Here is a 24,612-nt window from a genome sequence, read left to right on the forward strand (position 1 = left end):
CGCGCATGTTGCATTCCAGCCTGCTGACCTATCTGGACGAGGTTGTCCGGTGCGGTTCCATCCGGAAAGCGGCGGCGCGGCTCAATATCGCCTCGTCATCGATCAATCGCCGCATCATCGCGCTCGAAGAGGAAATCGGCGTACCGATCTTCGAACGCCTGCCGCGTCGGCTGCGGTTGACCGGGGCGGGCGAATTGCTGCTCGCCCATGTCCGCCAGACGCTTCGCGATTACGAACTGCTGCAATCGCGTCTGGTCGATCTGCAGGGCAGGCGGCGGGGGCTGGTGCGGATCAGCACCATGGGCGGGCTTGCCAATTCGCTGCTGCCCGGTTTGGTGGGGTGGATGCGCGAACATCATCCGTTCATCAAGCTCGCCATCAAGGCCACGTCGGTGGAAGGCGTCATGAGCGACGTCGGATCCGGCGAGGCCGATCTGGGATTCGCCTTCCAATTGCCGCCGGACGCCAAATTGCGCGTGGTGGCGCGAACCGGTTTGCGCGTCGGGGCGGTGGTCGCGGCCGGTCACCCCCTGGCCGAACGGGGCAGCGTCTATCTGGGCGACTGTCTCGGCTATCCGCTGATTCTCGCCGACCGCAGCATGACCATCGGGACGATGGTCGCCGACGCCTTCGAGCGCGCCTCGATCCGCGTCGATCTGGCGGTGGAGAGCAATTCGATCGAGCTGATGAAACAGGCGGTGACCGACGGCCAGTCGATCACCTTTCTGAACGAGGTCGACGTCGAGGTGGAACGCCGCGCCGGCCGTCTGGTCTTTCTGCCCTTGCTCGACGAGCTGATGCCGCGCCAGGAACTGAAGCTGGTGGAGCGCGCGCGTGGCGCCCTCGATCCCTCGCAGAGCCTGGTGGTCGAGGAACTCCGCAAGATCATCCAGGCGATCGACGAGGGCGACTGGCCGCTTTGAGGGGCATTTTGCCGGACACCGGCGAGGCGCTCGGATAAGAAAAATCTCCCCTCTCCCCTTGCGGGAGAGGGGGCGAGCGAAGCGAGTTGGGTGAGGGGACTTACGCGCGTCGAGCGCGGAGAAAGTGTGCAGAAACAAACAAGTCCTTGATGTCGCGCGGACGCGCGTACCCCTCACCCGCTCGCTCATGCTCGCCGCCCTCTCCCACAAGGGGCGAGGGCTTATCCTAACGCCTCCGTGCCGGTGGCTTTTTTACGCCGCCGGACCGATGACGCCGTTCCAGAACTGATAAAGCGCCGTCATATTGCCCTGGAAGAGATTGCGGTCGCAGCGGTCGACGCCGACGACGGCGCGGGACATGGGGCCGAATGGGCCGCCGCCGCCGGCATAGTCGTCGCCGGCATATTGCCACAGGCGCCAGCCGCGGTTGGCCCAGGCCATGGGCATCTCGGGCTGCAGCCGGTAATCGACCAGCCACAGATCGCAACTGGCGAGGATGGAGTTCGTCGTGATCGGCCGTCCCAGGCTGATGCGGGCGCGGCCATAGACCCCGCCGTTGGCCCAGGTCGGATGGGTATAGATGAGGGGCAGGCGCCCGGTGGCCTGATAGATGGTCTGGACGAACTCCTCCGCCTGGTCGAGGGTCATCGTATTGCCGGGTTTGCGGTCGTTGGGTTCGAGATCGAGCGCCAGCAACGTCATCGGGTCGGATTGCGTCGCGGCCAGGAACGCCGCAGCCTGTTGCGCGCCCGAATATTGATGGGTGCCGAAATGATAGGCGCCCCACAACAGGCCCGCCGCCTGGGCCTGGACCCGGCGCTGGGCATAAAGCGGGTCATACCAGTCGCCCCCTTCGGTGGCCTTGTGCAGCACGCCCAGGATATTGCCCTGGCTGCGTATCGCGGTGAAGTCCGTCACCGTGCTGGTGTGGCTGATGTCGATCACCGCGTCGAGGCCGACGTCGGTGGGGGAGGTGATGGGCTGGGTGGTGGCGAGAAGGCGGGGGGTGGGGGTTCGCTGCTGCCCGGCGCAACCGGCCAGGCTTGGCACCGCCATGGCGGACAGCCCGGCGATCATGGTTCTGCGAGAGATCATTTGCCCGAATGTTTTATCTTGAAAGGAAGGTCATCATCTTCCTTGATCGTCCGAAGAATAGAGCGAACGGTTTATTTCGCAACAAAAGAAATATTTTTAAACGAAACGAAGGCCGGGCGGGGACGCCCGTCCGGCCTTCGTCCTCGTCTCGTTACGCCTTGACGCGGGCGATCAGCTTTTTCAAGGCCTGGACATGTTCGGTCTCTTCCTTGGCGAAAGCCGCGGCGAGGACGCGAACTTCCGGATCCTCGGAAGCGGTGGCCACCTTGGCGTAGTAATCCCGGCCCCTTTCCTCGGCTTCGAGCGCCAAGGCCATGGCGTCCTTCACCGAAAGATGGGCGTCGGCCGCCCAGATCGCCGCCGCTTCCGGGCTTTCGCCGGTGGGGAAGGCGGTGACGGCGGGATCTGCGGCTTTCTCCTCCTCGACCCCATCCCAGTTTTCCCGCTTGCCGATGCGGTTTTCGGCCTGCTGGAGGTGGCGGCGTGAAAAGAGGGCCTGCTCACGGAAGAAGGCGACCACCTCGGCCTCCCCATGTCCGCTGATGGCGTCGGCCAGTTCGTCGTAACGCAGGGCCGAGTCCCGCTCAAGGCGGACCGCGGCTTCCAGGAATTGTTCGACTGCGTTCATGGCATCACCCGAATTTGAAGGAGATGCCGAAACCGCCGCGCGGATAGTCCCACTCCAGATTGCCGTTGCTCTGGCAGATGAGGCGGCAGGTGCCGCACTCCAGGCAGCCATCCGTCGTCAGGTCGACCCCGCCTTCCTCGTTCTTCACATAGCAGGCGGCCGGGCAGCAGAAAGTGCAGGGCTGCGCGCAGGAAGTCTTGCAGACGGCGGGATTCTTGATGCGGATATGAGGTGAACCCTCATCAAGCAGATACCTGTTTTGGAAAAGCTTTTCTTCGACCTTGCTCATCGGAAAGCCCTCGCGAATTTGATTGCGTCACCCACCAGGCCGAACAGGCCGCGCTTTTCGCGGAAAGCTTTGGTGACCTGCTTTTCCTTGCTCTTCTTGTCCAGTCCGTCGACGCGGAGCATGGTGCTGGCGGCTTGCGACATGAGCTCGGGGTAAAGGGTGAAGACATGCCGGTTTCCATGCAGGAAGCCCGGCATTCCCTGGTATTTCTTCATGTCCTTGATGACATAGCTGTCGTCGAGGGCCGACTTGTAACGGGCCAGGTTCTGCGTCGAGCAGGCCTTGCCTTCCTTCTTCAGCGCGATCACCGTTTCCGCCGCCAGTTGGCCGCTGGTCATCGCCATGTTGGAGCCTTCCCGGTGGATCGAATTGACCAGGCCGGCCGAATCGCCGACCAGCATCCAGCCGTCGCCGTAAACCTTCGGGATCGCCTTGTATCCGCCTTCCGGAATGAGATGGGCCGAATATTCCTTCATCTCGGAGCCGGCGAGCAGCGGTTTGACCGACGGATGGGCCTTCAACTCGTCGAGCAGGCCGTAAGGCGTCAACCCGCCTTTCTCGAAGTCGCCGACCATGCATCCGATGCCGATCGAGATGGATTCGAGATTGGTGTAGATGAACCCCATCCCGATCTTGCCCTTGGTCAGGGTTCCGACGAGTTCGAAGGCGACGCCTTCCTTCTCGCCGATGTTGAAGCGGTTCTGGATGACCTCTGGGCGCAGGAAGTGCATTTCCTTGGCGACCAGGGCGGTGTTGTCGCCGTCCAGTTCGGCCCGGTAACCGGCGTCGCGGGCCAGGGTCGAATTGACGCCGTCGGCGAGGATGACCACGCCGGCCAGGATGTCGCCGCCTTCGCGGTCGGTTTTGACCCCGATGACGCGACCCTGCGCGTCCTTGAGCAACGCCTTGACCACCGTGTCGCAAATGACCAGGGCGCCGGCCGCCTTGACCTTGGTGCAGAACCAGCGGTCGAACTGGGCGCGGATGATCGAATAGCGATCCGGCTTTTCCTCGTTGAACTCATCGGAACGGTAGTCGAGGCCGATGTGCGACTTGTCGGTCAGCATCCAGACCCGCTGCTCGACGATGTGACGCTCCAGCGGCGCCTCGTCGCGGAATTCGGGGATGATGCGTTCCAGCGCGTCGGAATAGAGGATGGCGCCCTGGACATTCTTGGCGCCCGGATACTCGCCGCGTTCCAGTTGCAGAACGCTCAGTCCGGCCTTGGCCATCACATAGGCAGCAGCGCTGCCCGCCGGGCCGGCCCCGACGACGATGGCGTCGAATTTCTCCGTCATGTTGGAATTCCTCTTAAATGGCGTTTCCAGTGGCCAGACGATGGCGGAACGCCTCCGTCAGTGCGGGCAGGATTTTCGTGGCGTCGCCGACCAGACCGAAATGGGCGAAGTCGAAGATCGGCGCATTGGGGTCGGAGTTGATGGCGACGATGCAATCGGCGCCCTCGACGCCCACGCGGTGCTGGATCGCACCCGAAATGCCGGCGGCGATATAGAGCTTCGGCCGGATGGTCTTGCCGGTTTGGCCGATCTGGCGCTCGGCGCCGATCCAGCCCGCCTGCACCAGGGGCCGCGTCCCGCCCACCTCGGCGCCCAGCACCGAAGCCAGGTCGTTGACCAGACGGAAGTTCTCGGGCTTGCCCAAGCCCCGGCCGCCGGCGACGATGAAGTCGGCGAAGGCGAGCTGGGCCTGATCCTGGTCGCGGTCGGGGATGTAATCGAGTACCTTGGTGACGATATCCTCTTCCTTGAGGCCCAGATCGGTGGTGATGATCCTGCCGGTGCGGCCAGCCTGCTTGGCCGGCATGGCCATCACGCGGGGGCGAACCGTCGCCATCTGCGGGCGGGCCTTCAGCGTATGAATGGTGCAGAGAAGGCTACCGCCGAACGTCGGGCGGGTGGCCGCCATGCTGCGCGTATCCATGTCGATGGCGAGCTTGGTGCAGTCGGCGGTCAGGCCGGTGGCGAGCGTGGTGGCCACGGCGCTGGCCAAGTCGCGGCCGAGCGTGGTGGCGCCCAGAAGGAGGATTTCCGGCTTGTAGGTGTCGACCAGATAGGAGAGGCCGGCCGTATAGGGGGCCGTGCGGTATTCGGCGAGGATGGCGTCTTCCATCAGATAGACGCCGTCCGCGCCATAGGCGAAGGCGCTCTGGGCCGCCGCCTTATTGGCTTCGCCGGGAGTGGCCAGAAGGACGCCCCATACCTCGACGCCCAGGGTATCGGCCAGCTTCCGGGCTTCGCCGATCAATTCCCAGGACACGGGGTGCACATGCCCCCGTTCCATTTCCATGAAAACCCAAACACCCTTGTAGGCTTTGAGGCGTTCATCGAGTTCCACAGTGCGTCCGGCCGGACGTGACGTCGCCGGTTCGGTCATGACGAGGCTCCTTGCGAAATAGCGGCGACTTGAGTCTGCAGATCCTCCTGCAGTCCGGGATGGGCCGAGAAGACGGTTTCGACGAGGCTGTCGGAAATCGCCTTCGGCGTCTCGCCGGTGATCGGAACCGCCTTGTCGGTACGCGCCGACGGGGCGAACACCTTTTTCACCACGGTCGGCGAGCCGCGCAATCCGCATTGACCGATATCAGGAACCCCGGCGTCGGTGGCCGACCATTCCGTGATCTGATAGCGTGCGGCGCGGAAGGCGTCGGCCATCGTTCCGAAGCGGATGTGGTTGGTGTCTTCGAGCATGGTGATCAGGCAGGGGAGCGACGTCTTCAGAACCTGGACGCCGCCTTCGGCGCGGCGATGAACGACGATCTCCTTGGCGTCACGGTCGATCGAGACGATCTTCGAGACGTAGGTCAATTGCTGCAGCCCGAGGCGGGTGGCGATGCCCGGCCCAACCTGGGCGGTGTCGCCATCGATGGTCTGCTTGCCGCAGAAGACGATGTCGATCGGTTCCTTTTCGCCGATCTTGGCGATCGCCGAGGAGATCGCCAGCGAGGTCGCCAGCGTATCGGATCCGGCGAAGGCGCGGTCGGTGAGAAGGATCGCCTCGTCCGCGCCGAAGGTCAGGGCCTTGCGCAAGGCCTGATCCGCCATTTTCGGACCCATGGTGAGCACGGTCACCTTGGCGCCGAACTGGTCCTTCAGACGCAGGGCCTCTTCCAGCGAGAAGAGGTCGAAGGGATTGATGATGGTGGGAACACCCTGGCGCATGATGGTGTTGGTGACGGGATGGACCCGGATCTGCGCGCTATCCGGGACCTGTTTGATGCAAACGACGACATGCATTAGACCGCTTCCTCTTTTCTGGTCCATGGCAGCCCCGCAGGCGAAAACGCTATCCAGCCTCCGCGAAGGCAGGGGCCGGCGCCGCCAATAGCCACATATTTATTATGGTTTTAGTTTCGATACGACACTTTTTATGCGCATCCTGAAAATTTCTCGGTGGACGAGATAATTTTCCTACCAAAGCGATTTAAAAGTCCGCTTTGGTAAAATTTATCGGATTATAATCCTATCAAGGGCGCAGCACTCAAGAGCGTTTGGACCCCTCCGTTAAGCCGCCTTCATCCGATTGGTGAAAATCGGACATGATTCAGCGTTTGGGCGAGTTGGACCCGCGACATTCGGAACACTATTCCAAAAATGATGGCTATGCCACTTTTTTTAGGGCTTTGCTCCGCCGGCGATCCAGCGCCCCAGAATGATCCGCTCCTCCGGTGTCATGCCGGTGGCGTTGCCGAGCGGCATGGCGTCGGTGGTGACCGCCATTTTTCCGATCAGCTCGGCCCGTTGCGCGATCTGCGCGGGCGTCTGCAGAATCACCCCTTGCGGCGGTTCCTCGAAGCCGGGCATGGTCGGGTGCTCGGCGTGGCAGGCCGTGCAGCGGGCGGTGATGATCGCCTGGACCACCGGGAACGGCGCGGCGGGGAAGTCGCTTTGGCCCGCCTCGGCCTCGGCGGGCCGCGGGGCGCGGGGCGGCGTCGCCACCACCGCCAGGGCGGCGAAGGCCAAAGCCGCCACCGGCAGCATCCAGGCCTTGGCCGAACCGGTGTGGCGCAGGACGAAGATCCGCCGCACACCGGCGCCGATCAACCCGATGGCCAGCAGGACCAGCCAGTTCCAGCGGGTCGAATAGGTGACGGGATAGTGGTTGCTGATCATCATGAACAGCACCGGCAGGGTGAAATAGGTGTTGTGCACGCTGCGCTGCTTGCCGCGCAGGCCCCAGATCGGATCGGGCGCCTCGCCTTTCAGCAGGGCGGCCACCATCAGCCGCTGATTGGGAATGATCACCATCGCCACATTGGCCACCATGATGGTGCCCATGGCGGCGCCGACATGGATGAACATGGCGCGCCCGGTGAAGATCTGCGACAGGCCCAGGGCCAGCAGCGTCACCATGGCGAGGACGGCGCCGGCCAGCGCCCCCTCGTGCCGGGCCAGGGGCGAGCGGCATAGCAGGTCGTAGATGATCCAGCAGCCGACCACCGAGGCGACCCCGATGGCCACGCCCTGCCAGGCGGCCAGCGGGCTGCCGACGGGCAGCAGATAGGAGGCTGCGCCCAGCCAGTAGACCAGGGTGATCAGGGCGGTGCCGCTCAACCAGGTGGCATAGGCCTCCCATTTGAACCAGTGCAGATGGTCGGGCAGCCGGGCCGGCGCCACCTTGTATTTGCGGACATGGTAGAAGCCGCCGCCATGCACCATCCAGACATGGCCGCCCAGCCGCTCGGCGTCCGGGTCGTCCGGTGCCGGCGTCAGGCTGTCGTCCTGCCAGACGAAATAGAAGGACGACCCGATCCAGGCGATGCCGGCGATCAGATGGAACCAGCGAACGGCCAGATGCAGCCATTCGATATCGGGCAATGACATCGGCCTTTCAGCTCCCGCGATAGGTGGAATAGGACCAGGGCGTGACCAGCAGGGGAACGTGGTAATGCTGCTCGGGGTTGTCGATATGGAAGCGGATCGGCACGAGGTCGAGGAAGGCGGGGGCCGTCAGGGTCTGTCCGCTGGCCAGGAAATATTCTCCGGCCGAGAAGGTCAGCCGCCATAGCCCGACCGCCATTTCGGCTCCGGCCAGCAACGGCTGGTCCAGGCGGCCATCGGCGTTGGTGACGTCCTGCCGGACCACGGTCTCGGCGCCCCCTTCGAGGCGGGCGAGCTCGATGCCGAGGCCGGCGGCCGGCCGGCCGCGCGCCGTGTCGAGAACGTGGGTGGTCAACCGTCCGCCGGGCGCCGGTTCGATCAGGGCCAGCAGGCGGGAAAAGGCGATCTTGTCGACCTCGGCCAGGGCGGTGGCCCGCTCGGCGGCCGGGCTGTTGTCCAGACGACCACGGAAGGCGGCGAGAATATGCGCCTTACCCCAATGTTTGACGGCCAGGATGAAGGGAAAGCCGAAGCGAAGGCGATAGTCTGCGTTGGCTCGGGTGAACGCCGCCATCTCCTCGGCCGTCAGGCTGTCGAGGCCGGCGGAGGCCTGCTCGAGGCGTGAATGAGCGGTCAGGTCGCCGCGGACGGCGGCCCGCCCGGCGAGATCCGGATGCGCCATGAGCAGGGCCAGCTTGGCGTCATCGCCGGCCGCCGCGACGATGCCGGCGAAGGTGGCGGCCATCGCCGTGACGCTGGCGAAGGGACGCAAGGCGGCGGCTTGCCCGGCCACCCAGGGGGAGTGTTCATAAACGGCGGCGAAGGCGGCGGCAAAGGCCCCGGCATCGAGGGCGTTCACCTGATCGAGGGTAAGAAGGGTCATGGCCGATCTCCAAGTCCATGTCCGCCCCGGTCGGTGCGGCGACACGGACGGACTCGGACAGTCACGGGCGGCGGGAGACGCGCCGATAAAAGTGAACCACCAAGACACCAAGGCACCAAGAGGGTGGAATGCGCCGCAGGCATGTCCCGTTCTCGCCACCGCCGTCCTCTGGAGGGCAATTCTGTGATCGCCTGCGGCGCACTATCGAACTCCGCTCCCAGATGTTCGGGGAACACCTTGGTGCCTTGGTGTCTTGGTGGTTCAATCATCCGCCCGAGAACCTTGCGTCGTTCTTTTCCCGTCCTCATTCCCCCTCCGATGTCTCGATCAGCAACTGGGCGGCGATGGCGATGGCGATCTCGGCGGGACGCTTGCCCTTGAGGCCCGGCAGGCCGATGGGGCAGCGGATTTCCGCGATGCGTTCGGACGTCAGGCCGTCTTCGGCCAGACGGCGGCGGAAGCGGGCCCATTTGGTTTGCGAACCGATCAGCCCCAGGCCGGCCAGATCCTGGCGGCCGGCCAGGGCGCGGACCAATTGGAAGTCGCGTTCGTGACTGTGGGTCATGACCAGGACATGGGCCCCGGCCGGCACCTGGGCCACGGCGGTCAGCGGGTCGGGGGGCGAAAGGACGCGGACGAAACCGGGCGGATTGGCCGGGAAGAGGCCTTGGCGCTCATCGATCCACAGGAGCCTGAGCGGAACTCCCTCCAACACATGGACCAGGGCCCGGGCGACATGGCCGGCGCCGAACAGGGCCAGGGTGAAAGCCGCCGGGTGGAAGGGTTCGAACAGCAGGGTCACGGCGCCGCCGCAGCATTGGCGCATGTCGGGTCCCAGGATGCTTTTTTCGATCCTGGGAGCGCGCTGTCCTTCGCCCAGCATGCCGCGCGCGATGGCGGCGGCCTGGAATTCCAGAGAGCCGCCGCCGATGCTGCCGTAGAGTTGGTCGCTGGTGACCACCATCTTGGCGCCGGCTTCGCGCGGCGCCGAGCCCAGGATTTCGACCTGGGTGACCAGAACATGCGGGACGCCGGCGGTATCCAGCTCGGCGAGCGTCGTCAGCCAGTCGCTCATGGCAGGGTCGCCCGCGCCGCCTCGACGGCGGCCAGAATATGTTCCGGCGTCGCCGGCGCACCCAGCGTGGCGGGAGCGCCCGGCGCGGCCAGGGAGGCCACGGCGTCGCGCAGGGCCAGCCAGACCGAGACGGCGAGGATCAAGGGCGGTTCACCCACGGCTTTCGAACGATAGACGGTGGCTTCCGGATTGTCGGCGTTGGCCAGCAGTTCCACCCGCAAATCGGCGGGCAGGTCGCGTGCCGTCGGGATCTTGTAGGTCGAGGGGGCATGGGTGAGCAGCCGCCCCTCCTTGTCCCACACCAGTTCCTCCATGGTCAGCCAGCCCATCCCCTGGAGGAAGGCGCCTTCGATCTGGCCGCGGTCGATGGCCGGATTGAGCGAGCGTCCGACGTCGTGGAGGATATCGACGCGCAAGGCCTTCCATTCGCCGGTCAGGGTGTCGATGGCCACTTCCGCCGCCGCAAGGCCGTGCGAGTAATACAAGAAGGGGTGGCCCGTCATGGTCTTGCCGTCGAAGTGGATCTTCGGGGTCCGATAGTAGCCGTTCGCCGACAGGGAAACCCGCTGGGCATGGCAGAGCGCGGTCAGTTCGGCGAATTCCATGTGATGGTTGCCGGACCGGATTTCGCCGTTCTTGAACTCGATCTCCTCGACGGGCACGCCGAACCGTTCGGCCGCCACTCCTGCCATGCGCTCGCGGATGGTCTCGGCGGCAAGTTGGGCGGCCATGCCGTTGAGGTCGGTGCCCGAGGAGGCCGCGGTCGGCGAGGTATTCGGCACCTTGTCGGTGCGGGTCGAGGAAACCTGAACGGTCGACAACGGCACCTGAAAGACCTCGGCCACCACCTGGGCGACCTTGACGTAAAGTCCCTGGCCCATCTCGATGCCGCCGTGATTGACCAGGATGCTGCCGTCAGTATAGGCCATGACCAGGGCGCCCGCCTGGTTCAGCATCGGATTGTTGAAGCTGACGCCGAACTTCACCGGCACCGTCGCCAGGCCCTTGCGGATGACCGGGCTCTTGGCATTGAAGGCGTCGATGGCCTGCCGCCGCTCCGCCAGATCGGCGCTTCTCTCCAGATGCTCCAGCATGGCGGGCAGGCGGAAATGCTCGACCGTCTGATGATAGGGGGTGAGGTCCCGGCCGCCGGTACCGTAGAAATTGAGTTTCCGTACCGCCAGGGGATCGCGTCCCAGATGGTGCGCGATGTCGTCCAGCATGGCCTCGGCGGCGATGACTCCCTGCGGCGCGCCGAAGCCGCGGAAGGCGGTGTTCGACTGGAGGTTGGTCTTGCAGCAGAAGCCCCGGATGCGCGCGGCGGGATAGAAATAGGCGTTGTCGGCATGGGACAGGGCCCGCGACATCACCGACGACGACAGATCGGCCGACCAGCCGCAGCCGGCCGCCAGCTGCATGTCGACGCCCAGGATGCGTCCCTCCTGATCGAAACCGACGTCCCAGCGCAACAGGAAACCGTGCCGTTTGCCGGTGATGGTCATGTCGTCGTCGCGGTCGAGCCGCAGCTTGACGGGCCGGCCGGTTTTCCAGGCGAGTAGGGATGCGATGCCGGCGACCAGCGAGGCCTGGCTTTCCTTGCCGCCGAAAGCGCCGCCGAGACGTCGCACCTCGACGGTCACCGCCGCCTGGGGCAGGCCGAGGATGTGGGAGATCAGATGTTGCACCTCGGTCGGATGCTGGGTGCTGGAATAGATATGCAGGGCGCCGCCGTCGACGGGCGTGGCCAGGGCGACATGGGTTTCCAGATAGAAATGATCCTGCCCGCCGATCTCGGTTTCGCCTTGCAGGCGAAAGGGGGCCGCGGCCAGGGCCCGGGCCGCGTCGCCACGCGCCATGGTCATTGGGGCGCAAACATAATGTTCCTTTTCCAGCGCGTTTCGCACATCGAAGACGGCGGGGAGAGGCTCGCCGTCGATGCGGGCCAGGGAGGCGGCGTGGCGGGCGGCTTCCGGCGTGGTGGCGGCGACGGCGGCGACGGGGTGGCCGACATATTCGGCGAATTCGGCGGGCAGCAGCGGCTCGCCCTTGAAGATGGCGCCGATGTCGTTGACGCCTGGAACATCGGCGGCGGTCACCACCGCCACCACGCCGGGCGCGGTCAGGCAGGCGCTGAGATCGACGGCGCCCAGGCGCGCATGCGCCCAGGGGCTGGTCACCAGATGGGCGTGCAGCAGGTCGCGGGGTTCGGGAAGGTCGTCGATGAAGACGGCGCGGCCGTCGACGTGGCGCGCCGCGCTGTCGTGGGAGACGGAATGGCCGACGGTGGCGGTATCCATTTACAGGCTATCCAGGCTGACGGGTATTTCGGTGGGTTCCGTGGTCTCGTGCCACAGGCGGGCGATCAGATTGGCCGCGACCTTGCGGCGGTAATCGGCGCTTCCCCGGAAATCGTCGCGCGGCGCGATGTCCCGGGCGAGATCCTTCTGGGCCAGGGCCAGGGTGGCGGTGGTCCAGGGTTGGGCCAGAAGCGCGTTTTCCAGGTGACGGGCGCGCAGCGGACGGTCGGCGACGCCGCCGTAAGCGGCGCGCATGGCGCTGATGCGGCCGTCTTCGATTCGCAAGCTGTAGGCCGCCGAAACGGTCGAGATGTCCTGATCGCGCCGTTTCGCCACCTTATAGGCCCGGAAGACCTGACCGTCGGCCAGGTCGGGAATATGGACCGAAACCAGCACTTCGTCGGGAGCGAGCTGGGTGGTGCGATAACCGGTGACCAGGTCCTCGGCGGCGATGCGCCGTTGTCCCCTGGAGGAGGCGATGAGCAGGCTGGCGTCGAGGGCGATCAGACCGGGCAGGGAATCGCCGATGGGCGAGGCCGTGCCCAGATTCCCGCCGAAGGTCCCCTGGTTGCGCACCTGGCTGGCGCCGATGCGCCGCAGGAGCCGGGCGAATTCCGGATGTCGGCGGCGCAGGGCGCAGAGGATTTTGGCATAGGGCACGGCGGCGCCGATGGTCACGCCACCGTCCTCTTCGGTGATGGTGGTCAGTTCGTTCACGCGGGCAAGCGACAGGACCGTTTCGGGATGCTGGTGGCGCTTGGTGATCGCCAACCCCAGATCGGTGCCGCCGGCGACCAGCCAGGCTTGCGGGTGCGCGGCGCGATAGACCACTGCGTCGTTCAGGGAGGTCGGCGCGTAATAGCTGCGGCCCCCGGCGCTGTAGGACAGGGGCAGGGCGGTGGCGGCATCGAGCCGCGCCGCCAGGTCGGCTTCCCAGCTTTCGGCGTCCAGCGCGGGCAGGCCATGGGCGATATCGAGAATCGGCCGATAGCCGGTGCAGCGGCACAGATTGCCGGCCAATCCATCGAAGATGCCGTCTTCATCCGTGGCGCCCCGGCGGCCCATGGCGTAAAGGCTCATGGTGATGCCGGGCGAACAAAAGCCGCACTGGGTGCCGAAGCCCTCGCTCATCGCGCGTTGCACGGGGTGAGGTGCGCCATCTTTCCCCTTCAGGCCTTCCACGGTCAGCAGGGCGCGACCGTCGAGCATCGGCAGAAACAGGAGACAGGAGGCGACCTCCCGCCATTCGAAGCCCCCCTTCCGGGGGACGCCGAGCACGACGGTGCAGGCGCCGCAGTCGCCTTCGCCGCAGCCTTCCTTGACCGAGATGAAGCCTTCCGCGCGCAGCCAGGAAAGGGCCATTTGATCGGGCGGCGCATCGGCGATGCGGACGTCGCGGCCGTTGATGTTGGTGATGATGATGTTTCGCATATGTCTATCCCTCGTCCATCAAGTCTGCGAATTCCATGCCATCGGGCGCGCCGGAGCGCGGACGGGGGCCGGCGACCGCCCCGAGCGCGCGGGAGCCCGCCGAAAGCGGAAGCCGCGGCGTCATATGGACTTCCGGCAGATGGCAGGGGATGGCATAGAAATTGTCAACAATCTTGTTCACATTTGCCCGAGGGCTGGGCAGCAACAGCTTAAATAATAGGCGATCGTGGTCTGTGAGGAAATTCCAGGCAGCCGCGCGAATGGCTGTTTTCCGCAGAAATCGAAGGGTCATAGGTCTTGGCACGAAGGTTGCCAAAGACCCCTTACGAGGATGCGCGCTTTGCGGCCCGGCATGGGGTTCGAGGCCAGAGCCTTTTCCATCTTGAGGAGTTTCCCGATGCGTTCCACGCGGTTGAAGTCTGTCATGGCCGTCGTCGGCGCGGCCTGTCTGCTGGCGGCGTCCGCCAGCAGTGCCTGGGCGGTCGATAAAGTCAAGTTTACCCTGGACTGGAAGTTCGAGGGCAACGCCGGCCCCTTCCTGCTGGCCCAGGACAACGGTTATTTCGCGGCCGAAGGTTTGGATGTGACGATCGATACCGGTAACGGTTCCGCCGGTTCCGTGATCCGCGTGGCCAGCGGGACATATGATATCGGCGCGGCCGATCTCAATGCCCTCGTCGAATTCAATGCCAGCAATCCGGAGCGGGCGCTCAAGGCCTATTTCATGCTCTATGACGAGTCTCCGGCCGCCTTGTTCGCCCTGAAGAAAAGCGGCATCACCAAGCCGAAGGATCTTGAGGGCAAGACCCTTGGGGCGCCGGTCTTCGACGCGTCTCGCAAATTGTTCCCCGCCTTCGCCCGGGCGACCGGCGTGCCGACCGGCGCGGTGAAGTGGGAATCGATGGATCCGCCGCTGCGCGAGCCGATGCTGGCGCGCGGGCAGGTCGATGCCATTTCGGGCTTCTATTTCACCAGCCTGTTGAACTTGAAGGCCCAGGGTATCGATCCAAAGGATCTGGTCGTCATGAAATATTCCGACTACGGCATGGCTTTCTATAGCAATGCCCTGGTCGCCTCGCCGGCTTTGATGAAGAACAATCCCGATCTTCTGAAGCGCTTCGCCCGCGCGGTGGCGAAAGGCTGGAAGGATGCCGTGAAGAATCCGTCCGCCGCCATCGAGGCCTTGAAGAAGCGTGACCCGCTGATCGATCCGGCCGTCGAGCTTGAACGGCTCAATATGGTGATCAAGGACAATGTGCTGACGCCGGACGTCAAGGCCAACGGCATGGGAGCCATCCGCCGGGACCGCATGGCCAAGGCCATCGAGCAGCTGACGGACGCCTTCAATCTGAGCAAGGTGCCTGCGGTCGACGACATCTTTACCGACGCCTATCTGCCGGCCAAGGCCGATCGGATGCTGCAGTAGAGGAACCCTCTCGTGGCCTGTTGAAAACCGACAGGTCACGAGTCCGAGCGGCGCTCCCCGCCCACTGGAGCGGGGGTATGGGCGTCGAGTCCCCGAGATCACCGGGTCAAGCCCGGTGATGACGATGGACGGGATTATTGGAACAAAGGAAAACATCGGTGTCAGTCGCTTTCGTCGATCTCGATCATGTGAAACTGCGCTACGGCGGCAATGCCGACGCCCCTTTGGCGCTCGACGAAACCTCGATGAAGATCGACAAGGGCGAGTTCGTCGCCGTGGTCGGTCCGTCCGGCTGCGGGAAGTCTTCCCTGTTGAAGCTGGTATCGGGGCTGATGCCGCCCTCCGAGGGCAATGTCATCGTCAACGACCGCGAGGTTTCCGGGCCGCTGAAGATCGTCGGCATGGCCTTCCAGAATCCGACGCTTCTGCCCTGGCGGACGACGCTGGACAATGTGTTGCTGCCGCTTGAAATCGTCGAGCCCTATCGCGGGCGCATGCGCGGCGAACGCAAGGCCTTCGAGGAGAAGGCGATGCAGCTTCTGGCCAAGGTGGGCTTGGGCGGTTTCGAACGGAAGTTCCCCTGGGAATTGTCGGGCGGCATGCAGCAGCGGGCCAGCCTGTGCCGTTCCCTGATCCACGAGCCCGACCTTCTGATGCTCGACGAGCCGTTCGGCGCGCTCGACGCCTTCACCCGCGAAGAGCTGTGGGACATCCTTCAGGGGCTGTGGATGGAGAGGCCCTTCACCGTCATCCTGGTCACCCATGATCTGCGCGAGGCGGTCTATCTGGCCGACACCATCTATGTGATGAGCAACCGGCCCGGAAAGATCCTGCTCCGTCAGCAAAATCCCCTGCCGCGGCCCCGCGATCAGGAAACCACCTTCAGGCAGGATTTCATCGACTTGGTGCATGCCCTGAAAAATCAGATCCGCGTCGTCCGCTCGACCTCAAGCGAGGGGGGCCAGTCATGAGCCGCCGGTTCCAATATTCTCCGTGGGTCGCCTCGATCGGCCTGTTCGTCGTCTGGGAGATCCTGGTGCGCGGTTTGAACGTGCCCTCCTATGTTCTGCCGACTCCTTCGGCCAGCTTCGTGGCGGCCTGGGTCTTCCGCGACGCCATCTGGATGCATGCCGTGCAGACCCTGCTGACCACTCTGGGCGGGTTTGCCATCGCCGTCGTTTTCGGTGTCGTTCTGGGCTCGTTGGTGGGATCGTCGCGCGCCATTTATTCGGCGGCCAATCCCATTCTTATCGGCTTCAACAGCGTGCCCAAGGTGGCCCTGGTTCCCATTCTGGTCATGTGGTTCGGTATCGGCACCGTGCCGGCCGTGCTGACCGCCTTTCTGATCTCGTTCTTTCCCATCGTGGTCAATGTGGCGACGGGGCTGGCCACTCTCGAACCGGAACTGCGCGACGTCTTGAGATCCCTGGGTGCTTCGCGTCTCGACGTGTTGCTCAAGGTGGGCTTTCCCAGATCCTTGCCCTTTTTCTTCGCGTCGCTGAAAGTCGCGGTGACCCTGGCCTTCGTCGGTTCGGTGATGAGCGAGACGGTCGCCTCCAACGTCGGCATGGGCTATCTGATGATGTCGGCCAGCTCCAAGTTCAACATGCCGCTGGTGTTCGCCGGCCTGCTGGTGATTGCCGCCATGGGGGTCGCTATGTACGGTGTCTTCTCGGCGATCGAACTGCGCTCGACCCGCTGGGCGACACGTGGTTCACCCACGGCGTGACGGGATGGAAAGATCAAGATGGTGACCGGAACAAAAGACGACTATCCGCGCGATCTCATCGGCTACGGCCGCACGCCGCCATTCGCCGACTGGCCGGATGGGGCCCGGTTGGCCTTGCAGATCGTCGTCAATTACGAAGAGGGCGGCGAGCGCAATATTCTGCATGGTGACGTCGAATCCGAATGCTATCTGCAGGAGGTGGTCGGCATTCCCTCGCTGCCGGGCGTGCGCGATATCGAGGTCGAATCGGTCTACGAATACGGCAGCCGGGCCGGGTTGTGGCGCCTCTTGCGCCTGTTCGAAAGCTATTCCATCCCGGTGACCGTCTATGCCGTGGCGACGGCGCTGGCCCGCCACCGGGAGGCGGCGGCCGCGATGATCGCGGGCGGCCATGAGATCGCCAGCCATGGCCTTAAATGGATCGACTATCAGTTCGTCGAGGAATCGGTGGAACGCGCTCATATGCGCCAGGCCATCGACATCCTGACCGATATCACCGGAAACCGGCCTCTCGGCTGGTATACCGGCCGTGTTTCGCCGCAGACCCGCCGACTGGTCGCCGAGGAGGGCGGCTTCCTCTATGACGCCGATTCCTACGCCGACGATCTGCCATATTGGGAAAAGGTGGAGGGAAAGCCGCAGTTGATCGTTCCCTACACCCTCGATAACAATGATATGAAATTCGGGACGGCTCAGGGCTTTTCCACGGGCGAGGATTTCTACACCTATCTTCGCGATGCTTTCGACACCCTCTACGAGGAAGGGGCTGAACGGCCGAAGATGATGTCGGTCGGGCTGCACTGCCGGCTGGCCGGACGGCCGGGACGGACCAGGGGGCTTCGGCGCTTCCTCGACCATGTGATGGCGCATGAGAAGGTGTGGATCTGCCGTCGTGTCGATATCGCCCGGCATTGGCACCGGAAACATCCCTTCACCGGGTGATCGGGACGAACGAAATGATCTCGGCGGAGGCTTTGATCGACAGCAATCGGACGGGGCGGGAAATGGCGCCAACGTCGGAGGAGGCCATCTATCAGGTGATGCATGCGGCGATCGCCGAGCGGCGGTTGCCTGCCGGCATGCGTCTGGTGGAGGACCAACTGGCGCGTCTGTTCTGCGTCAGCCGGGCACGCATCCGGGCCGTTCTGCAATCGCTGGCCCGCGAGCGCATGGTGACCTTGCAGAAGAACCGCGGCGCCTTCGTCTCCTATCCCTCGGTGGCCGAGGCCCGGGAAGTGTTCCAGGCCCGGCGGCTGCTCGAATCGGCCCTGGTGCGCGAAGCCGCGCGGATGGCCAAACTTCATGGCGTCGAACGGCTTCGCGAGCATCTCGATCGCGAAAGAGCGGCGGTCGAGAGCAATGACCGCCGTGTCGAGATCAAGCTGTCCGGCGAATTCCATCTGCTGATCGCCGAACTGGTCGGCAATGCGACGCTGTCCGGCTATCTGGCCGAACTGATCGCCCGGTCCTCGCTGGTCATCGCCATCTATGAAGGGGCGGGGGCTCACGACTGCTGGCAGATGGAGCATCGGCGGATCGTCGATGCGCTGGCCGAAGGCGACGGGGAGGCGGCGGCGCGACTGATGGAAGGTCATCTGGCCGAAGCGGAATCCCGCCTTTCGCTATCGCGCGAGCCGGTTGCCTCCCAGATCGATTTCAAGGCGATCTTCGGAATTTGATTTTTAATCGCCAAAACCGGTGGTCGCGGCTAGGCGTTCGAGGGTATCGGACAACACCCGCAGGGCGAGATCGACATCTTCCGCGAGGACGGCCTCGGCCGGATTGTGGCTGATACCGCCGGCACAGCGGATGAAAAGCATGGCGACGGGGGCCAGGGATGCGATGGCCATGGCGTCATGGCCGGCGCCCGAGGGCAGGGCGTGAACGGGCATGCCTTGGGCCTCGATGGTTTCTGCGAACAGGGCGCGTAGGTGAGGGGCGCAATGGACGCTGGGGGACTGATGAAAGGTCTCGCCGGTCCAGGAAAGGCCGCGCGTTTCGGCGATTTCGCCGAACGTCCGGTCGATGGCGGCCAGGGCATCTAGGCGATCGGCATCCTGTTCGGCCCGCACGTCGATGGTGAAGGTGACGGCCCCCGGGATGACGTTGACGGCGTCCGGCTCGACCGCCAGCCTCCCGACGGTTCCCACGACGCCCTTTTCCCGGGCGATGCGTTCCACCGCCAGGACCATCTCGGCCGCCGCGGCCAAAGCGTCTCGCCGTTGTCCCATCGGCACGGTGCCGGCATGGCCGGCCATGCCTTTGATCCGGAAGCGTCTACGGGTCGCGCCGCAAATGGCGGTGACGACGCCGACCGGCAAATTCAGGCTTTCCAGCACCGGGCCCTGTTCGATATGCGCCTCGAGATAGGCGAGAATATCGCCTTTTCGGCGTGCCGCCTGGCCGACCGCTTGCGGGTCCAGGCCGAATTTCGTCATTGCCGCGGCCAAGCTGACACCCGCCTCGTCGCGGATATCCAGCCAGGCCGGATCGAAATCCCCGGCCAGGGCGTGGCTGCCGATCAGGCTGGTGCCGAAACGCACCCCTTCCTCTTCGCCGAAACCGATCACCTCGATGGCGAAAGGCAGACGACGCCCGGCGGTGTGCAAATGTTCGACCGCCGCCAATCCCAACAGGACGCCGAGAATACCGTCGTAACGTCCGGCATTGCGCACGCTGTCCAGGTGCGAGCCCAGGATGACGGTTGGCGCATCCGGGCGGAGGCCGTCGTATCGGCCGATCACGCTGCCGGCCGCATCGGCGCACACGCGCATGCCGGCTTCGCCCATCCAGCCTCCGACCAGCCGATTGGCCTCGGCGTGCTGGGCGGTCAGATAGGTGCGGGTGATCATGCCCGGAGTTTCGGTGATCCTGGCCAGGGCATCGCTGCGCGCCAAGACGGAAATGCTTCGATCCATCATGGGAAAAGGATAGCAGAGTCGATCCGTCGCCCAAGTTCAAAATCGGCTTTTTGATAGAGTAGCCCGAGCGATCCATCAAAAACCGTCCGGCTCGCCGGCCTGTGGACATTCGATGTGTCGGCCATCGTCCCTCAGGCCTGGAGACATTCCGCGAAAGTCGGAATTTCTCTAAAGGGAATATCTAATTCTTCTATATAATATTCTTAGATATAACAACTTATGGTTGTTATCGGTCAGGTCGTGGTGGGGCGATGGCGGCTGGGAAGAGTTGGAATTCGAAAGAAATGTTCCAGGCCATCCTGGATCGTTGCCCGGTCGGAATTGCCGTCATCGACTACGACGGCAACTATGTCACGGTCAATCCGGCCTATTGCGCCATTTATGGTTATGAGCCGCAAGAGATGGTCTCCCACCCCTTCACCATGGTCTTTCCCGTGGAGGACCGTCAGCCGATTCTGATCCGTCATCAGCGGTTCCTGAGCGAAGGAGGAAAACTGGGGGGCGAATGGACGGTGGTGCGGCGCGACGGAACCGTTCTCTCCGTTTGGTCCGAATCCGTGCGCTTCGCCAAGAGGGAGGGATTCTTCAATCGGCTGGTCTATGTGCTCGACATTACCGAACGGAAAAAGACGCAAGAGCAGATGCGGATCGCGGCAACGGTCTACGAGACCAGCCACGAGGCGATCCTGGTGACGGATGGCGACAACAACATCATCGCCGTCAACCCGGCCTTTACCCGGGTGACCGGCTATGATTTCGCCGAGGTGGTCGGTCGCAACCCGCGCATTTTCAAGTCCGGCCGCCATGACGATGCCTTCTTCCGCGAAATGTGGCGTTCGCTGAACGAGGAGGATATGTGGATCGGCGAGGTCTGGGACCGTCGCAAAAGCGGCGAGGATTACGTCAAGGAGTTGACCATCACGGTGGTCAAGGACGCCTCGGGCGCCGTGCTGAGCTATGTGGGCATGTTCTCCGATATCACCCTGCGCAAGAAGAACGAGGAAATAATCTGGCGTCAGGCTAATTTCGACGCGGTGACCGGCCTGCCCAACCGTCACATGTTCCAGGACCGTCTGGAACAAGGCGCCCGGAAGGCGACCCGCGAGGGACGGATCATGGCCTTGATGCTGATCGACCTGGACCATTTCAAGGAGGTCAACGATTCGTTGGGGCACAGGGCTGGCGACGCTTTGCTGGCCGAAGTGTCTTTCCGCATCGCCGGCTGCCTGCGCGCGGTCGACACCGTCGCGCGTCTGGGGGGCGATGAATTCGCGGTGATCTTTTCCGATCTCTCCCATGCCAGGGACGGGGAACGGGTCGCCCGGACCCTGCTGGCAAGTCTGGCTGAACCCTTTTTCATCGAAAGGGAGAGCGTTTTCGTCTCGGCCAGCATCGGCATCGCCATCTTCCCCGACGACAGCGATAGTCTGGAGGAGCTGTTCAAGAACGCCGACCAGGCGATGTATGCCGCCAAGGCGGCGGGGCGCAACTGTTTCAGCTATTTCACCCCGGCCATGCAGCAGGCGGCTCTCGATCGCCTGCGCATGAGCAATGACTTGCGCCGTGCTCTCGATGCCGCGCAGTTCGAGGTCCATTACCAGCCGATCATCCATCTGATGACAGGCAGGGTGGTCAAGGCCGAGGCCCTGGTCCGCTGGCTTCATCCGACGCGCGGCATGATCGGCCCGGCGGAGTTCATTCCCCTGGCCGAGGACACCGGACTCATCGTTCCTCTGGGAGACTGGGTGGCACGACAGGCGATCGCCCGCCTTGCTCAATGGCGCAGGGCGTTCAATCCGGAATTTCAGATCGCCGTCAACCAATCGCCGGCTCAGTTTCGGAGCAACGATTTCACGGACGTGGGCTGGGTCCAGGAACTGGAACGTTATGGCCTGGAGGGCAATGCCGTGGTCATCGAGATCACGGAAGGCTTGCTGTTGAATGCCGAACCACGGGTCAACAAGAACCTTCTCATGTTCCGCGATGCGGGCATCCAGATCGCCATCGACGATTTCGGCACCGGATACTCGTCACTCGCCTATTTGCGGAAGTTCGACATCGACTACCTGAAGATCGACCGGTCCTTCGTCGAGGATCTGGACGGCATCGGGCTCGATCTTTGCGAGGCGATCGTGGTGATGGCCCATCGACTTGGCCTCGAGGTGGTGGCCGAAGGCGTGGAGACGGAGCGGCAAAGGGACATCCTGGCCCGGATCGGGTGCGATTATGCACAAGGTTATTTGTTCTCGCGGCCGCTGCCCGCGGAGTCCTTTACCGCTCTGCTGAGTGCCTGGCCTGATCCTTCCGCCCCCTGACGACGGGGCTCGTTCGTGCCGGCCGCCGCCGCCCGCTCATTTGCGTTTACTATCAGGCTTCCTGGTCTGATTGACCGGCTCTTCGGTCATTCCGTAGGTGTCCGGCTGTTGCGTCCACATCTGATCCCGTCGTTCCAGGGTCAAGTGGATGTCGAGAGTTCCGCGCGTCGAGCTTTTGAAGATGACGTCGGTCCGGATGGTGTCGTCGGGCGCCTTGGTTGATCTGGTCCCGACGTAGAGGAGGCCGCCGCCGTCAGGTTCGATCAGCGTGGCAAACCACTGGAAGCGGTTCGGGTCCCGGACGGTTTCCGTCAATGAACGCGTGATGACGGTTTCGTCCACTTTCGAGCCCTTGGCGGCGGCATCCGAACGGATCTTCTCCACGGTTACGGGATTGATCTCGATGGGCAGCTTTTGGCCCATCTGCTCCTTGATCCAGTCGGTTTGTTCGGCGCACGCGCTCAGCGAGAACGCGGTCAGGACCACCAGCGCCGTCTTTCTGATGGTCCGGGACAAAATAAGAGATGCCATCCGTGGCGACTATTTCAAAAATAGGCGGCAAGGTTGCGTCGGATGCGCGCCTTTACGGACTCTCCGGGCGCGGGACAGACGAATTCCCGGCCGGTCACGGCCTCGTAGAGCGTGATGTATTTTTGACTGAATTCCACCAGGGTATCGTCCGGGATGGGGGGGATGGGCTGGTGATAGGGATCGCAGCGCGAAGAAATCCATAAGCGCAGGAATTCCTTGTCCAGGCTTTCCGGTTCCAGGGCTTTGCCGAGGCGTTCCACATAAGAGGACGCCTTCCAGTAACGACTGCTGTCGGGGGTGAGGATCTCGTCGGCCAGGGTGATCCGGCCCTGCTCGTCGGTGCCGAATTCGAATTTGGTGTCGACGAGGATCAGGCCGTTTTGGCCGGCGATTTCGCGCCCGCGATGGAAGAGCGCCAGCGACAGGGCCGCGACCTCATCCCATTGGGCTTGGCTCAGCAATCCGCGGGAAACGATGTCTTTCGGCGTGATCGGAGCGTCGTGACCGCCCTGGTCGGCCTTGGTGGTGGGGGTGAGTATGGTCTTGCCCAGGCGGTCGTTCTTGACCAGGCCGTCGGGGAAGGTTTCGCCGTACATGTCGCGGCGGCCGGATTTGTACATGGTCCAGATCGAGGTGTCAGTCGATCCCGTCAGATAATCGCGGACCACCATTTCGATCGGCAGCATGTTGAGGCGCTTGCCGACCACCACATTGGGATCCGGGTAATCCAGCACATGGTTGGGGCAGATGTCCTTGGTCGCCTCGAACCAGAAACGGGCGGTCTGGGTGAGCACCTGGCCCTTGAAGGGCACTGCGGCCAACACCTGGTCGAAGGCGCTCTGCCGGTCGGTCGAGATGAGGATCCGCCGGCCGTCGGGCAGATCGTAGTTTTCCCGGACCTTGCCCTGGTAGTAATTGGGCAGTTCGGGGAAATGGGCCTCGGTCAGGACCGTGGCGATGGCGGCGCGAAGGGTGTCTTGCGAAAGCATTGGCGTCTCTCTCATGCGGGATGCCGTTATCGCACCGCTTGCTAAAGGGGGCAAGGGGCGGAGAGCCGCACATGATCGTATCCGCTCATTCCAGAACGCATGTTGCCAATTGTGATTATAGGAAAATCGTCTCGCGAAAGCGGGGAACTCGCTGAATTGTCTTCAGAAGATCCTTAAGTAACGCGATGTCCATATTTGGGGATGTTGGCGGAAGTGATTTCGGCGGCATTTTGGGCGCCGTGTCATTAATAATTTCTTCGCTCCTGTGAATTATGCCGGCTATGATTTTTAGTGACGAGGGGCTTCCGGCGCCATGTGAATCGCGCGGGATTGGAAGTGGGGTGAGCCATGTCGTTTTATGAAAATATGAAGATTTCCGCCAAGGTCATCACTCTGCTGGCGATCTTGGGGCTGTTCGTCGTGGCGGCGACGGTTTTCATGGCCGGCAAGATGTATGGCATCGATGCCACCTATTCCGTTCTTCTGACCAAAGACGCCAAGGGGGCGGTGACGATGATGCGGCTCAACAGCCGGGTCCTCGATACCAGTCGCCTGATGTATCTGCTGATCGCGGAAAACGATACGGCCAAAATGTCGCCGATCACCAAGGAGTTGGACGAGACCGCCGGGACCTTCCGCAAATACGTGGCGGACGGAAAACTGCAATTGCCCAGAAAATCTGCGGAACTCGACGGCATTCTGAACAACTACGAGACCGCCCTCAAGGCTTCGCAGGATATCCGTGCGAAGGCGTTGGCCAATGACAACGATGCCGCCGTGCGGATGATGCGCGAACTGTTCGCTCCGCCGATGGAGGCGTTGAGAGTGGAACTGCGGAATATATCCGTTCAGACGCTGGGTGATCTGGAGACGTCTTCCGCGATGGCGACGGAGGAGACCGGTACGACCGTCCGGGTGACGTCGGTCGTCATCGCCATCGGGCTTGCCGTCGTGCTGGGGTTGTCTGTTGTCTTGACCCGGGTTTATCTCTCGAAGCCGATCGTGGCGATGGGCGAGGTGATGCACCGTCTGGCCGATCGCGACTATGCGGTCGTCGTGCATGGCGCGAACCGGCGTGACGAGGTGGGGGTGATGGCGAAGGCCGTCCAGGTGTTCAAGGAGGGCATGATACGGGCGGACGAGGCGGCGGCCCAGCAGGAGCGCGACCGGCAGGAGCGCGAGCAGCGGGCCCGGAAGATCGAGGCGATGACGCGGGAGTTCGACGGGGCGGTCTCGGCCATC

Annotated in this window: 22 protein-coding genes; 8 read left to right on the forward strand and 14 right to left on the reverse strand. The window is 63.5% G+C overall.

Annotated elements, in window-relative coordinates; translation table 11 throughout:
* The first annotated feature begins 5 nt into the window (after positions 1 to 5).
* The gene (locus CWS72_RS11585) at positions 6 to 923 is read left to right on the forward strand and encodes a LysR family transcriptional regulator (protein WP_101250766.1); all 918 of its coding nucleotides are present in this window, start codon (positions 6 to 8) and stop codon (positions 921 to 923) included.
* 252 nt (positions 924 to 1,175) lie between these two features.
* On the opposite strand, the gene CWS72_RS11590 is transcribed toward CWS72_RS11585, so the two are convergent.
* From CWS72_RS11590 to xdhA, 11 genes are all read right to left on the reverse strand, one after another.
* Positions 1,176 to 2,018: a glycoside hydrolase family 25 protein gene (locus CWS72_RS11590; protein ID WP_101250767.1), complete on the reverse strand. Its 843-nt coding sequence runs from the start codon at positions 2,016 to 2,018 to the stop codon at positions 1,176 to 1,178.
* Positions 2,019 to 2,169: 151 nt separating this feature from the next.
* The gene (locus tag CWS72_RS11595; protein ID WP_158240609.1) at positions 2,170 to 2,646 is read right to left on the reverse strand and encodes a ferritin-like domain-containing protein; all 477 of its coding nucleotides are present in this window, start codon (positions 2,644 to 2,646) and stop codon (positions 2,170 to 2,172) included.
* Between the two features lie 4 nt (positions 2,647 to 2,650).
* Positions 2,651 to 2,935 (reverse strand): ferredoxin family protein, encoded by a 285-nt coding sequence (locus CWS72_RS11600; RefSeq protein ID WP_101250769.1) that lies wholly within the window; start codon positions 2,933 to 2,935, stop codon positions 2,651 to 2,653.
* Positions 2,932 to 4,233, reverse strand: a complete 1,302-nt coding sequence (locus tag CWS72_RS11605; RefSeq protein WP_101250770.1) for an FAD-dependent monooxygenase — start codon at positions 4,231 to 4,233, stop codon at positions 2,932 to 2,934. Before CWS72_RS11605 ends, CWS72_RS11600 begins: the two co-directional genes overlap by 4 nt.
* Before the next feature lie 13 nt (positions 4,234 to 4,246).
* A complete protein-coding gene (locus tag CWS72_RS11610; RefSeq protein WP_101250771.1) occupies positions 4,247 to 5,329 on the reverse strand; it encodes an electron transfer flavoprotein subunit alpha/FixB family protein in 1,083 nt (360 codons plus the stop codon).
* Positions 5,326 to 6,189 (reverse strand): electron transfer flavoprotein subunit beta/FixA family protein, encoded by an 864-nt coding sequence (locus CWS72_RS11615; protein WP_101250796.1) that lies wholly within the window; start codon positions 6,187 to 6,189, stop codon positions 5,326 to 5,328. Before CWS72_RS11615 ends, CWS72_RS11610 begins: the two co-directional genes overlap by 4 nt.
* 378 nt (positions 6,190 to 6,567) lie before the next feature.
* A complete protein-coding gene (locus CWS72_RS11620) occupies positions 6,568 to 7,776 on the reverse strand; it encodes a urate hydroxylase PuuD (protein WP_101250772.1) in 1,209 nt (402 codons plus the stop codon).
* Between the two features lie 7 nt (positions 7,777 to 7,783).
* On the reverse strand, positions 7,784 to 8,656 hold the full coding sequence (gene uraD / locus CWS72_RS28890; protein WP_101250773.1) for a 2-oxo-4-hydroxy-4-carboxy-5-ureidoimidazoline decarboxylase: 873 nt from the start codon (positions 8,654 to 8,656) through the stop codon (positions 7,784 to 7,786).
* A 304-nt stretch (positions 8,657 to 8,960) separates the two neighbouring features.
* A complete protein-coding gene (gene xdhC, locus CWS72_RS11630; RefSeq protein WP_101250774.1) occupies positions 8,961 to 9,731 on the reverse strand; it encodes a xanthine dehydrogenase accessory protein XdhC in 771 nt (256 codons plus the stop codon).
* Positions 9,728 to 12,028 (reverse strand): xanthine dehydrogenase molybdopterin binding subunit, encoded by a 2,301-nt coding sequence (xdhB, locus tag CWS72_RS11635; RefSeq protein WP_101250775.1) that lies wholly within the window; start codon positions 12,026 to 12,028, stop codon positions 9,728 to 9,730. Before xdhB ends, xdhC begins: the two co-directional genes overlap by 4 nt.
* A complete protein-coding gene (gene xdhA / locus CWS72_RS11640) occupies positions 12,029 to 13,459 on the reverse strand; it encodes a xanthine dehydrogenase small subunit (protein WP_101250776.1) in 1,431 nt (476 codons plus the stop codon). It abuts the gene before it with no gap.
* Between the two features lie 397 nt (positions 13,460 to 13,856).
* Here xdhA and CWS72_RS11645 point away from each other — a divergent pair, with 397 nt between their 5' ends.
* From CWS72_RS11645 to CWS72_RS11665, 5 genes are all read left to right on the forward strand, one after another.
* Complete coding sequence (locus CWS72_RS11645; RefSeq protein ID WP_101250777.1) at positions 13,857 to 14,885, forward strand: ABC transporter substrate-binding protein; 1,029 nt, start codon at positions 13,857 to 13,859, stop codon at positions 14,883 to 14,885.
* Between the two features lie 158 nt (positions 14,886 to 15,043).
* Positions 15,044 to 15,856 (forward strand): ABC transporter ATP-binding protein, encoded by an 813-nt coding sequence (locus CWS72_RS11650; RefSeq protein WP_101250778.1) that lies wholly within the window; start codon positions 15,044 to 15,046, stop codon positions 15,854 to 15,856.
* Complete coding sequence (locus CWS72_RS11655) at positions 15,853 to 16,614, forward strand: ABC transporter permease (RefSeq protein WP_101250779.1); 762 nt, start codon at positions 15,853 to 15,855, stop codon at positions 16,612 to 16,614. Before CWS72_RS11650 ends, CWS72_RS11655 begins: the two co-directional genes overlap by 4 nt.
* Positions 16,615 to 16,632: 18 nt before the next feature.
* Positions 16,633 to 17,556 (forward strand): allantoinase PuuE, encoded by a 924-nt coding sequence (puuE, locus tag CWS72_RS11660; protein WP_101250780.1) that lies wholly within the window; start codon positions 16,633 to 16,635, stop codon positions 17,554 to 17,556.
* 62 nt (positions 17,557 to 17,618) lie between these two features.
* The gene (locus tag CWS72_RS11665; protein WP_158240611.1) at positions 17,619 to 18,293 is read left to right on the forward strand and encodes a GntR family transcriptional regulator; all 675 of its coding nucleotides are present in this window, start codon (positions 17,619 to 17,621) and stop codon (positions 18,291 to 18,293) included.
* A gap of 3 nt (positions 18,294 to 18,296) precedes the next feature.
* Here the strand turns inward: CWS72_RS11665 and CWS72_RS11670 are convergent, their stop codons facing one another.
* Complete coding sequence (locus CWS72_RS11670) at positions 18,297 to 19,535, reverse strand: allantoate amidohydrolase (protein ID WP_101250782.1); 1,239 nt, start codon at positions 19,533 to 19,535, stop codon at positions 18,297 to 18,299.
* Between the two features lie 284 nt (positions 19,536 to 19,819).
* Here CWS72_RS11670 and CWS72_RS11675 point away from each other — a divergent pair, with 284 nt between their 5' ends.
* Complete coding sequence (locus CWS72_RS11675) at positions 19,820 to 21,850, forward strand: sensor domain-containing protein (protein WP_199175644.1); 2,031 nt, start codon at positions 19,820 to 19,822, stop codon at positions 21,848 to 21,850.
* Between the two features lie 36 nt (positions 21,851 to 21,886).
* Here the strand turns inward: CWS72_RS11675 and CWS72_RS11680 are convergent, their stop codons facing one another.
* A complete protein-coding gene (locus CWS72_RS11680) occupies positions 21,887 to 22,381 on the reverse strand; it encodes a hypothetical protein (RefSeq protein ID WP_101250784.1) in 495 nt (164 codons plus the stop codon).
* 14 nt (positions 22,382 to 22,395) lie between these two features.
* Entirely contained in the window at positions 22,396 to 23,370 is a 975-nt protein-coding gene (locus tag CWS72_RS11685; protein WP_101250785.1) for a phosphoribosylaminoimidazolesuccinocarboxamide synthase, read from the reverse strand.
* A 348-nt stretch (positions 23,371 to 23,718) separates the two neighbouring features.
* On the opposite strand from CWS72_RS11685, the gene CWS72_RS11690 reads away from it, so the two are divergent.
* Positions 23,719 to 24,612 (forward strand): methyl-accepting chemotaxis protein (locus tag CWS72_RS11690; RefSeq protein ID WP_146002720.1); only part of this gene is annotated, 894 nt, incomplete at its 3' end.

The organism is Telmatospirillum siberiense (genome assembly GCF_002845745.1).
GTDB lineage: Bacteria > Pseudomonadota > Alphaproteobacteria > Rhodospirillales > Magnetospirillaceae > Telmatospirillum > Telmatospirillum siberiense.